General features: G+C 65.8%; 3 protein-coding genes. All 3 read left to right on the forward strand.

Annotated features, from left to right (window positions below; translation table 11 throughout):
• The coding region (locus JF66_RS18650) for a TniB family NTP-binding protein (protein ID WP_035880359.1) at positions 1–366 on the forward strand (366 nt) is incomplete at its 5' end.
• Between the two features lie 24 nt (positions 367–390).
• Entirely contained in the window at positions 391–1308 is a 918-nt protein-coding gene (locus JF66_RS21965) for a TniQ family protein (RefSeq protein ID WP_051973755.1), read from the forward strand.
• Positions 1309–1877: 569 nt separating this feature from the next.
• Positions 1878–2450, forward strand: a complete 573-nt coding sequence (locus JF66_RS18665; protein ID WP_035880365.1) for a recombinase family protein — start codon at positions 1878–1880, stop codon at positions 2448–2450.
• The last annotated feature ends 245 nt before the right edge of the window (positions 2451–2695 follow it).

Here is a 2695-nt window from a genome sequence, read left to right on the forward strand (position 1 = left end):
CCCATCATCGGCGTCGGAACACGAGAGGCGTATCTTGCCATCCGATCCGACGACCAGCTCGAGAACCGATTCGAACCCGTCGTCCTTCCCCTGTGGACTGTCAATGCCGACACCGTGTCGTTGTTAGCCAGCTTCGCGAGAGCGTTGCCACTGCAGCACCCGTCGACCATCGCGACCGACGACATGGCCCAATATTTGCTGGCTCGCTGCGAGGGAACCATCGGGGAACTCGCCCACCTCCTGACCGCTGCGGCGATCGCCGCTGTGGAAAGCGGTGAGGAAAGCATCAACCAACGCACCCTGGTCATGGCCGACTACCTCGGGCCCACCGACCGAAAGCGCGTATTCGAACGGGAACTACTGTGACCGGGACATCGTGACCGGGACATCGTGATCGGGCCGCGCCGGTGGCCCCTCCATCCGGCCCCGATCGACGGTGAAACGTTCTACTCCTGGCTGCGCCGTATCGCCGCTTGCTACGGCACCGACCTCACCCTCCTGGGCGAGGACCTCGGCTTCACGCTCAGATGGAGTGCCCCGGAGGACATCGACGTGGCGGCAATGTCCGGCATGATCGATGTTCTGGCCGAGCGCACCGGCGTCACCCCGGACCGGTTGCGGCAGATGGGTATGGCCGGCTGGGTTCCCTGGCGGCGCGATAAGAGTGAGGAGGTGCAGCAGAGCGAGCAACGTCCGTGCCGGTTCCCGGGGTGCGTCCGCCCCGCCGTGAGCGCGGACTCTGGCACGGGCCGGCCCCCCGAGTACTGCGACAACGACGGGCACAACCGGGCCGCCGGCTGGCGCGCACGGCACCGTCTGGCCGACGAGCTGAGCGGGAACGCCCCGGATGAGAAACGCCCCGTTGACGCTGCCCGCCAGCGGGCGGGCGAGCTCTGCGACCAGGTCGCCGGGATGGCTCCGCACCTGGTCCAGCAACTCACCGCCTTCATCGATGAGCTTCGGATTGTGGCTGATCCGGATGCCGCTGAGGCCCAGATCGAAGCAGTGATGGCTGAGGCCGCCGCACACATCGCCGCCGCAACCGCCCGAACCAGCCGCGCCGAGCACGCTGGGCGCCAGGCCGAGGCGGAGCGGCTGGAGGCCGACGCCGCAGCATGTGAAGCGTCCGCGCGAGCCGAGCAGCAGCAGGCTGCCCTCGCCGCTACCCGGCACGAGCTGGGGGACCAGGCGCAGGCTCTCGACCAGGTGACGGCCGAGTTGGTCGCCGTCCGGGCTGCGGCCGAGGCCCAAAACGCACAGGCACTGGCGCAGCTGGCGACCATACGCACGCGACTGGGGGGATGCTGAGCACGACCGCGACGACGCCACAGAGCGGGCCGAGACGGCTTCTACCGCGTGGGCCGAAGCCGAAGAACGTGCTCGGGGCGCGGTCGCTCGCGCCGACGACAACGCGGCACGAGCGCAGCGCGCCGAAGCTGACCTCGCGAACGTTCGGGACGAACGGGACCACGCACGCATTCTTCACGACACCCTTCGGGAGGAAGCCATCTCGCTGCGCGGGAATCTGGCCACCGCAATCGCGGAACGCGACGCAGCACGGGCAACCGCACGGCGTGAGCGAACTCACGGTGACCAACGCGTCAGCGATCTTCGCTCCATACAAGACCAACAACTCGCTCAGCTGCGGGACGAGGCCGCCAAGCTGCGGCAGGAAGTGCGTGAACATCGCGGCCGCACCGATCGTCCCCTCCGCGACCCAACCTCCGCAAGTGGCGGCGATTGACCGGTGTCCACAAACGGTACATTTCGAGACAACAGCACCATCAACGACACGCCGCGGCGAGAACGTCCATAACCCGTCTCAAAACATAGCCAGAACTGACGAGGTTCTGAGACGATTCTGAGACGATAGACGGATGGCCACCACACACGTCACCCTCGTCGGCTACGCCCGCGTTTCCACCCACAGCCAAGACACCACCATGCAACACGACGCACTCACATCCGTCGGCTGCGGGCGGATCTTCACTGACACCATCTCCAGCCGCACACCCAGCCGGCCCGGGCTGATCGCCGCGCTCGACTACCTCCGACCAGGCGACACCCTCTGCGTCTGGAAACTGGACCGCCTCGGCCGATCCGTCAAAGAAGTCCTCACCATCGCCGACGACCTCCACGACAAACACATCGCCCTCCAGATCCTCACCGGCACACTCTCCGGAACCTACCGGCCCACCGGAGAAGGCAAATTCTTCTTCACCATGATGGCCGCCTTCGCCGAACTCGAACGGGACATGATTCGCGAACGCACCCTCGCCGGCCTCACCACCGCTCGTGCCCAGGGCCGGGTCGGTGGACGTCCGACCGTCATAACACCCGATACCCTCGCAGCGGCCAAAGCCCGACAGCAACGCGGCGAAACCCCCACCCAAATCGCCAAAGCCCTCGGCGTCTCACGAGCAACGATCTACCGCCACCTCAACCCTTAGCGCCAAACTACTGGGCCAGACCTCGAGTTTGAGCCCGTTCCGCTTTGCTTCGACAGATTCCGGACAAGTCTTGCGACGATGCCGGGCCGCTGTAGTGATGCCGCCGGCGATGCTCCTTAGGTCGATGTGCAAGTATGGTGCCTGTAGCAAGAGTCGAGTAGATCAAGGAGGCAAAGATGCGCCGTTGGACCTCGTTTGCGCTGAACGCGTTACTTCTCGTTCTGCTGGTCTTGTCCGTGTTCGCC

It is taken from the genome of Cryobacterium sp. MLB-32 (genome assembly GCF_000738085.1).
Taxonomy (GTDB): domain Bacteria; phylum Actinomycetota; class Actinomycetes; order Actinomycetales; family Microbacteriaceae; genus Cryobacterium.